This window comes from Arthrobacter sp. 2YAF22_2, assembly GCF_052114645.1.
Taxonomy (GTDB): domain Bacteria; phylum Actinomycetota; class Actinomycetes; order Actinomycetales; family Micrococcaceae; genus Arthrobacter.
The window spans coordinates 1-7,273 of record NZ_JBFRFD010000148.1; the positions used below are offsets into that span (position 1 = coordinate 1).

The following is a 7,273-nucleotide window of genomic DNA, read 5'->3' on the forward strand; positions in this document are numbered from 1 at the left end:
CGGCGGCACCGTGATGATGGACGAGGCCTTTGTGCTGGCGTCGGAGGAGTTCGCCGGCGCCGGCATCAAGGCGCTGCACGAGTTCGGCTTCCAGCTGCTGCTGGCCGCACCGGAAAACGTGATCGACCTGTCCCGCCACCTTGGCTCGGTTACCGAGATCCTCCGGGACAAGCGCACCAACCGCTCCGGCGTCCTCACGGCCCCGGTGATCGCGCCGGGCCCCGGTTCGGAGGGGAAATGGCGGTCCGAGGCCAACCCGGTCGACATCGTCCTGCGCTAACCCATCGTCCGCGGCGGTGCGGGCTGCACGTCGCGCCCCGTGTGTTCACCCCGCCGTTCCCTTCTGGTCTGCTGGGCTGGTTAGCGTGGACAGGTGGCCGAGAACCTTTTGAATCCGGGCCCCAACGGGCGGCGAGTTTACGTTGCCCTGGGGGACTCGTTCACGGAGGGCGTGGGGGACCGGAGCACGAGGCTTCCCAACGGAGTCCGGGGCTGGGCCGACCGGGTGGCCGAGAAGCTGGCGAAGGCAGAACCCGGGTGGGAGTACGCCAATCTGGCCATCCGCAGCAAGCGGCTACGGCACATCATTGCTGAGCAGCTGGAGCCTGCGCTCGCCATGGAACCGACCCTGGTCACCCTGTACGCCGGCGGGAACGACATCCTGGACTTCGGCACGGACATCGAAGACTTGATGGACGATTACGAACACCTCGTGGCGAAACTTAGCGCCACCGGCGCCACCGTGGTCCTGTTCACCGGCTTCGACGTTAAGGTTTCGGTATTGCTCGAGCCGCTGAAGAGGCGCAACAACCTCTACAACCGCCGCGTCCGGGAGCTGGCTGACTGGTACGGCGCGGTGCTCGTGGACTACTGGTGCTTCGATGCCTTCCACGACCCCCGGATGTGGGACTCGGACCGGTTGCACATGTCCAAGGCGGGCCACAAATATCTCGCCGCGCAGGTCCTGGACCATCTGGGCGTACCGCACAACATCAGTCCCAAGGACTGGGAGCCGCCCGTCAGGCTGGGTCTCCGGGAGTGGGAGCGGCGGCAGCGCCGCTGGGTGCACGATTGGGTGCTTCCCCTCTTCGGCCGCAAGTTGCGCGGTGTCACGCTGGGGGACGAGCTCACTCCGCGCTGGCCGGAACCCGTTAAGGTCCCTCGCAAGGGCGGGCTGAAAAAGCTGCTGCCCGGCTGAGCTAACTGTCCTGCAGGTTTTCGTAGCCGGGCGCGACGCGGCTCGCGTGGAACTCCTCGACGTCGTAATCGGCCACACCGTTGACGTAGAAGGGGTCCTTGACCAGTGCGGCGTCCAAATCGGAGCGGTCCGCGTTGGACAGCAGGAGCGCACCGGTGCGCGGGATTTTGCGCCCTGCCACCATGAAGACACCGCTGTCGAAGGCGTCCTGCAACCAGGCGACGTGCGCCGACAGGTGGAACTCGACTATCTCTTCGGGCACCTTGTAGGTCAGGGAGACTACGTACATAGCGTCAGCCTACCGCTTGCCGAGGGCCCGCAGGCGGCTCGGCTGACGCCCGGCCCGCGCCGACGTTGAACCGTCAAGCATCGAGGCTCCTAGAATAGAGCCATGACCGAACCGCGCTGGCTCACCGCCGACGAACGCCGTGCCTGGCTGGCCCAACTGAGCATCAACACGCTGCTGCCCGCCGCGCTTGACACGCAATTGCATGCGGCCGGCAAACTCTCGCTATTCGACTACAACGTCCTGGCCATGCTCTCCGAGGCGGAGGGCCGGTACCTGCCCATGAGCGAACTGGCGGCGCGCACCAGCGCCTCGCTGTCCAGGCTCTCGCACGTGGTCACCAAGCTCCAGAACCGTGGGTGGCTCGAGCGGCGGCCGCACCCCGGCGACGCCCGGGTCACCACCGCCCACCTCACCGACGCCGGCATGACCACCATAGAGGGACTCGCGCCCGGGCATGTGGAGGCCGTCCGCACGCTGTTCCTCGACGCTCTGGATCCCGATGACGTCGCGATGATGGCCCGGATCGGCGAAAAGATCGTGTCCAGGCTCGACGCCGGCCACTGGATCCTGCGCGACATCACGCCTCCGCCCGCCTGACCCCACCCAACTGCCTGGCAGTAGTTGCCGTTTTGAGGCGTCATAACGGCAACAATTGCGAGCCACTTGGGCGTCTTGGTTGCTCTCAGCAACAGGTGGCAGACTGTCTCCATGGATTTCACAGCCCGCTACGTTGCTCTTGGAGACTCCTTCACAGAGGGCGTCGGCGACGACGACCAGAGCCGCCCCAACGGCGTCCGCGGCTGGGCGGACCGCGTGGCCGAGCAGCTGGGCGCAGCGGACCCGGGCTTCGGCTACGCCAACCTCGCCATCCGCGGACGGAAGCTCCGCCAGATCCTGGCCGAGCAGGTGGACGCCGCCGTCGCGCTGAACCCGACCCTCGTGACCATCTATGCCGGCGCGAACGACATCCTGCGCCCCAAGGTGGACATCGATAACCTGCTGGCGGACTACGACGCCGGGATCCGCAAGCTGAAAGCTACCGGCGCCACCGTGGTGCTGTTCACCGGATTCGACGCCCGCGGCTCCAAGGTCTTCGGGACCACGCGCGGCCGCACCGCCATCTACAACGAATTGGTCCGCGGCATTGCGGGGGACCACGATGCCCTGCTGGTGGACTATTGGCGGTTCACGGAGTACTACGACTGGGGCATGTGGGCGACCGACCGCATGCACATGTCGGCAGCCGGGCACGCCAACATGGCCAAGCGCGTCCTTGAAGTGCTGGAGCACGAGCACTCGATCGAGGTGCCCCCGATGACGCCGGTTCCGGAACTCAGCCGCTCCGAGGCGATCCGCGCGAACGCCCGCTGGGTGCGCGAATTCGCCGGACCCTGGGTGGTCCGCCGGGTCACGGGCAAGTCCTCCGGCGACGGGCTCTCGCCGCGGTATCCTCAGCTCACGCGCCTCTAAGCCCGGAGCAAGGAGCAGCAACAGGCAGGCGCGGGGCGAGCCTAGCCCCGGAACCCCGCCGTGGCGAGGATGCCGCCGTCGTTCCGGATGGCGAGTACCTCAACGTCCCAGCCGCTCGTCGCACGGTTGAGCATCGGCACGCCGCCGGCCACGATTGCCGTGGCGAGCACATCTGCGGTGACAACGTCGGCCGCGGCCACCGAAACCTGGAGGAATTCACTGATTCCTGTGTTGCTGGTCCAGATGTGGTCGCCGCGTTCAGCGGAGCCGGAGGTGGCGAGCGCACGGGCGCCGGTGCCGCCGCCCAGCGGGTAGGCAGCGATCAGGGTCTTGCGGTGCTGCGGATCAACGATGCCGGCCTGCCACCGGGCACGACTGCCCATAATGGGCGAACCTGCGACCAGCACATCGCCGCCGGCGTTCAGGCACCAGTCGTCGAGTCCCAGTGACTGCAGAGCGGCCCCGGCTTCCTTGATCGCGAAGCCCTTCACCAGCCCGGACAGGTCCGGCACGCCGTCCGGCCGTTCCGGAGTGAACGCGCCCTCGGTCAGCAGCCGCCATTCGGCTGCTTCGGCGTAGCGGTCCCGGAAGTCCTGCGACGCCTCGCGCAGCGAAAGCTCCCCGCGCGCCAGTCGGCTGGCCTCGGACCCGTGCCGGTAGAGGCTGAATCGGGCGTCAAGTTCCAGGAACAGCTGTTCGACGACGTCGGTCGCGGCCGCCAGCGAGGCAGCGGCTGCCGCGGTCCAGTGCTCGGTTCCGGCGGGGACGGTGAGACTGACCACCGTGCCCATGGAGTGGAAGGTCTGGGCCTTGAGCTCAGGCCGGCCGAGCTCAGAGGTGGGCTGCATCGAGAGCCGACTGGAGTGAGGTCAGGTAGGCGGAACTGGTGACGGTGGCCCCGCTGACGGTCTGCACGTTGGCCGACTGGGCCTGGAGGACCTCGGAGCGCAGCACCGGGGCGGCGTAGTTGCTGATCTGCACCGACCTGCGATCTTCATTTGTCAGTTGCAGGGCGCTGACTTCCGAGATCTTGCCGCTGCCGACGCTGATCTGCACCTGGACCGGGCCGAAGCGGGTCTGCACGACGGAACCGGCGAAGGTGCCGCCGGCCGCGGCCGCCGCGCCGGTCGTCCCGGTTGACCCGGTTGACCCAGTCGAACTTGAAGTTCCGGTCGATCCTGAGGCCGAGCTGCCGGCCACACCGCTCGAGCCCGAGGTGCCGGAACCACTGCCGGTAGATCCGGCGCCATTGGTGCCAGCCGAGATGCCAACCGCGCTGGCCGTAGTGGGAGCGTGGGTTCCCGACTGCCAGCCGACCACGAGGATGCCGACCGAGGCCAGGGTTGCTGAAACTACTGCGCGAATTCTCACCAGTCGAACCTTTCGTAGTGGAGTTGCTCTTCCCGCACGCCGGCTCGGCGTGCGTCGTGGAGGACGTTTTGTGCCCAGCCGGCGGGCCCGCAGACGTAGACGTCCGAGTTGGCGAGATCTGGTGCGTAGCTGGCCAGCTTGTAGCCGGCGCGTGCCTCGCTCTCCGGCAACCAGGTCTGTGCGCCGCGGGGGCGGCGGCCGGTCAGGTGGAATAGTGTGGCACCTCGGCGGTGGCATAGATCGAGGATTTCCTGGCCGAGGTAGAGTCCGGAAGCGCTGTGGCCGCGGAGTATCACCGTCGCGTCGCCCGGTGCGAACGGAGTGCTCTCCAGCAGGGCGCGGATCGGGGTGATGCCGATGCCCGCACCAATCATCACTACGTGCTTGCGGCTGCGCGACGCGGTGCTGAACAGCCCGTAGGGTCCTTCGACAGCCACCCGGGTGCCGGGCTTCAGCCGGGCCAGCTGCGCCGACCCCCTGCCGAGATTGCGGACCGTGATCCGCAGCCGGCCCCCGCCGTCGGCGTCGATCTGCATCGGCTCCGCGGAGAGGCTGAACGGATGCGGGTGCCACCACTGCCCGGGGGCGAGGAAGCGCCAGATAAAGAAACGGCCGCCGCTGCCGGCGAGCTCGTCGAGGTGCCGGCCGGCCATTTCGATGCTGACCACGCCTTGGCTCACGGCCACCACACGACTGACCCGCAACTGGTGCCGGAAGGTAGCAACGATCGGCTCAAGGACCCGGTAGTGCAGGAGCGCTGCCCCCGTGAAGATGCACACCGCGAGCCAATACCAGCGTTGCCAGGTACCCTCGGCGAAGAGTCCACCGACGCTGAACTGGTGAGGCAGGGACGTCAGCACCGCGGCATAGGTGAGCAGGTGAACGACGTACCAAAACTCATAGGGAAAACGACGGCGGACGGCCACCAGGGAGGTGACGACGACGGCGATGAACAGTGCCATCGAGACATAGGCGAGCCACATGTCCGAAACGTTGTTCCAAAGCGACACCGTTTCGCTGACCGGATCAAGTCCCTCGGCCATCCCATAGCCGACCGCGAGCAGAACGCCGTGGGCCAGCAGGAGGTACAGGGATGGCTTGCCGAGTTTGCGGTGGAACTCGAGGGCTCGGTCATGTCCGACCGCACCGTCGATGATCGGAAGGCGCGCTGCCAGGAGCAGCATGAGCAGCACCAAGTCCATGCCGGCCAACCCGGCCACGATCCCCACCGCATCGAAAGCTCCGGCCACGCTCGAGAAGCCAGCGGCTCCGCCGTCGGCCAGCCACAACGCCACGGCCGCCGCCAGTGATGCCCAGGCGATTACGGTGAGGAGGTCTGCTTTGAGCATCCGACTGCGGTGCTGTCCCTCGAACGGGTTCCGGGAGACCGGCGCCCGCCGGACCGCGGGCTGCAAGGCAGTCTGGGTTGATGTGTTCATGTATCCAGAGTCTGCCCATTGCCTATCATTTTGCTGTGAAAGAACTGCGCCCCGCATAAGACTTGCCGGCGGACCGGACCGCGTGCACTACCACGCCGTCGGGCCAGAATTGGTCTTTAATTGGCCGAGCCCGTAGACTTGGTGGGCGCTAGGTGGCGCGGAGCGTGTGCAATTGCTCCGGTTGGCGGAAAGGTCTGAGAAATCGGGCAGTCCCGGTGGCCGGTAGTTAGGGGCTCAAGTTGCGTGCACTCCTGTATTCGCCCAGCATCCCGGCACGCCGCGGTGATTTCCCCCGGAAATCTCGGCCCGGTGCCCGTGACCCACAATCTTCGCCGCAGTGAGGACTGCAACTGGCTAAGCCGGTTGTCGGAAGACTGCGGATCGCAGGTGGGGGCTGGATGCGGACGCTGCCTGTCGCACGGTTATGTGGGAACTCTGCAGCCGTTTCATTTTATTTTCATGAGGAGAGTCGTCATGGCAGCACACTGCCAGGTGACCGGAGCCGAGCCGGGCTTTGGACACAGCATTTCGCACTCGCACCGTCGCAACAAGCGCCGGTTCGACCCGAACATCCAGAAGAAGCGCTACTGGGTTCCGTCCCTGCGCCGTAACGTCACCCTGCAGGTCTCTGCACGTGGCATCAAGACCATCGACGTACGTGGCATCGACGTAGTCGTCGCCGCCATCCTGGCACGAGGAGTGAAGCTCTAGTGGCAAAGGACAAGGACGTACGTCCGATCATCAAGCTCAAGTCGACCGCGGGCACGGGTTACACCTACGTGACGCGCAAGAACCGTCGTAACGATCCGGACCGCATGGTCCTGAAGAAGTACGATCCCAAAATCCGCCAGCACGTCGAATTCCGAGAGGAGCGCTAAACACATGGCTAAGAAGTCAATGATCGCTAAGAACGAACAGCGTAAAGTCATCGTCGAGCGTTACGCTGCAAAGCGCCTCGAACTGAAGAAGGCTCTGGTTGACCCCAACTCAACCGACGAAGCACGCGAAGCTGCCCGCCTTGGCTTGCAGAAGCTGCCCCGCAACGCCTCGCCGGYCCGCCTGCGTAACCGCGACATCATCGACGGCCGCCCCCGCGGCACGTTCCAGAAGTTCGGTATCTCCCGTGTTCGCTTCCGCGACATGGCTCACCGCGGTGAGCTCCCGGGCATCACGAAGTCTTCCTGGTAATTCAGCACCCCTGAAGCCAGCGGCTTGATCAAGGGCCGGCAACCAATTGGTTGCCGGCCCTTTTCGCATTTAACCCGGTCTTCGCTTGGACCCGGCTCGGTTGGGGCCGCCTGCGGCTAACCCGGTTCGGACGTGGCCGCCTGCGGCCCCGCCAGCCACCGCTCGCCTGCGCGGACGACGACGGTGACGGAGCGCACACCGTCCACTTGCGGCCCGGATGCCAGAAATCTGCCCTCTCAGGCACGCATTGGGGGCTGGTTTCCTTGTGTTTCCGGGGTTTTTGGTGGGTGGGGGTATCGGTGGGGGCCGATTTGTGGG

Annotated in this window: 11 protein-coding genes; 7 read left to right on the forward strand and 4 right to left on the reverse strand. The window is 66.1% G+C overall.

Annotation, left to right across the window (positions count from 1 at the left end; genetic code table 11):
- Together AB4Y86_RS08135 and AB4Y86_RS08140 are read left to right on the forward strand one after the other, a co-directional pair.
- Positions 1-280 (forward strand): hypothetical protein (locus AB4Y86_RS08135; RefSeq protein ID WP_441401737.1); only part of this gene is annotated, 280 nt, incomplete at its 5' end.
- A gap of 93 nt (positions 281-373) precedes the next feature.
- The gene (locus AB4Y86_RS08140; RefSeq protein WP_441401739.1) at positions 374-1,198 is read left to right on the forward strand and encodes an SGNH/GDSL hydrolase family protein; all 825 of its coding nucleotides are present in this window, start codon (positions 374-376) and stop codon (positions 1,196-1,198) included.
- A gap of 1 nt (position 1,199) precedes the next feature.
- On the opposite strand, the gene AB4Y86_RS08145 is transcribed toward AB4Y86_RS08140, so the two are convergent.
- Entirely contained in the window at positions 1,200-1,487 is a 288-nt protein-coding gene (locus AB4Y86_RS08145) for a YciI family protein (protein ID WP_441401741.1), read from the reverse strand.
- 102 nt (positions 1,488-1,589) lie between these two features.
- On the opposite strand from AB4Y86_RS08145, the gene AB4Y86_RS08150 reads away from it, so the two are divergent.
- Both AB4Y86_RS08150 and AB4Y86_RS08155 read left to right on the forward strand, forming a co-directional pair.
- The gene (locus tag AB4Y86_RS08150; protein ID WP_441401743.1) at positions 1,590-2,084 is read left to right on the forward strand and encodes a MarR family winged helix-turn-helix transcriptional regulator; all 495 of its coding nucleotides are present in this window, start codon (positions 1,590-1,592) and stop codon (positions 2,082-2,084) included.
- Positions 2,085-2,195: 111 nt separating this feature from the next.
- Positions 2,196-2,957, forward strand: coding sequence for an SGNH/GDSL hydrolase family protein (locus AB4Y86_RS08155; RefSeq protein ID WP_441401745.1), 762 nt, complete (start codon positions 2,196-2,198; stop codon positions 2,955-2,957).
- Positions 2,958-2,998: 41 nt separating this feature from the next.
- Here the strand turns inward: AB4Y86_RS08155 and AB4Y86_RS08160 are convergent, their stop codons facing one another.
- The 3 genes from AB4Y86_RS08160 to AB4Y86_RS08170 are packed head-to-tail and all read right to left on the reverse strand — an operon-like array spanning position 2,999 to position 5,767.
- Positions 2,999-3,805, reverse strand: coding sequence for an FAD:protein FMN transferase (locus AB4Y86_RS08160; RefSeq protein ID WP_441401747.1), 807 nt, complete (start codon positions 3,803-3,805; stop codon positions 2,999-3,001).
- A complete protein-coding gene (locus AB4Y86_RS08165; RefSeq protein WP_441401749.1) occupies positions 3,789-4,328 on the reverse strand; it encodes an FMN-binding protein in 540 nt (179 codons plus the stop codon). Before AB4Y86_RS08165 ends, AB4Y86_RS08160 begins: the two co-directional genes overlap by 17 nt.
- Positions 4,325-5,767: a ferredoxin reductase family protein gene (locus AB4Y86_RS08170; protein WP_441401751.1), complete on the reverse strand. Its 1,443-nt coding sequence runs from the start codon at positions 5,765-5,767 to the stop codon at positions 4,325-4,327. The genes AB4Y86_RS08165 and AB4Y86_RS08170 overlap by 4 nt, the downstream gene beginning before the upstream one ends.
- A 474-nt stretch (positions 5,768-6,241) precedes the next feature.
- On the opposite strand from AB4Y86_RS08170, the gene rpmB reads away from it, so the two are divergent.
- The 3 genes from rpmB to rpsN are packed head-to-tail and all read left to right on the forward strand — an operon-like array spanning position 6,242 to position 6,955.
- Positions 6,242-6,478 carry a 50S ribosomal protein L28 gene (gene rpmB / locus AB4Y86_RS08175; protein WP_011693744.1) on the forward strand — a complete coding sequence of 79 codons (237 nt, stop codon included), beginning with the start codon at positions 6,242-6,244 and terminating at the stop codon, positions 6,476-6,478.
- Entirely contained in the window at positions 6,478-6,645 is a 168-nt protein-coding gene (rpmG, locus tag AB4Y86_RS08180; RefSeq protein ID WP_013602737.1) for a 50S ribosomal protein L33, read from the forward strand. The genes rpmB and rpmG overlap by 1 nt, the downstream gene beginning before the upstream one ends.
- 4 nt (positions 6,646-6,649) lie before the next feature.
- Positions 6,650-6,955, forward strand: a complete 306-nt coding sequence (gene rpsN / locus AB4Y86_RS08185) for a 30S ribosomal protein S14 (protein ID WP_441401754.1) — start codon at positions 6,650-6,652, stop codon at positions 6,953-6,955.
- Positions 6,956-7,273: the final 318 nt, after the last annotated feature.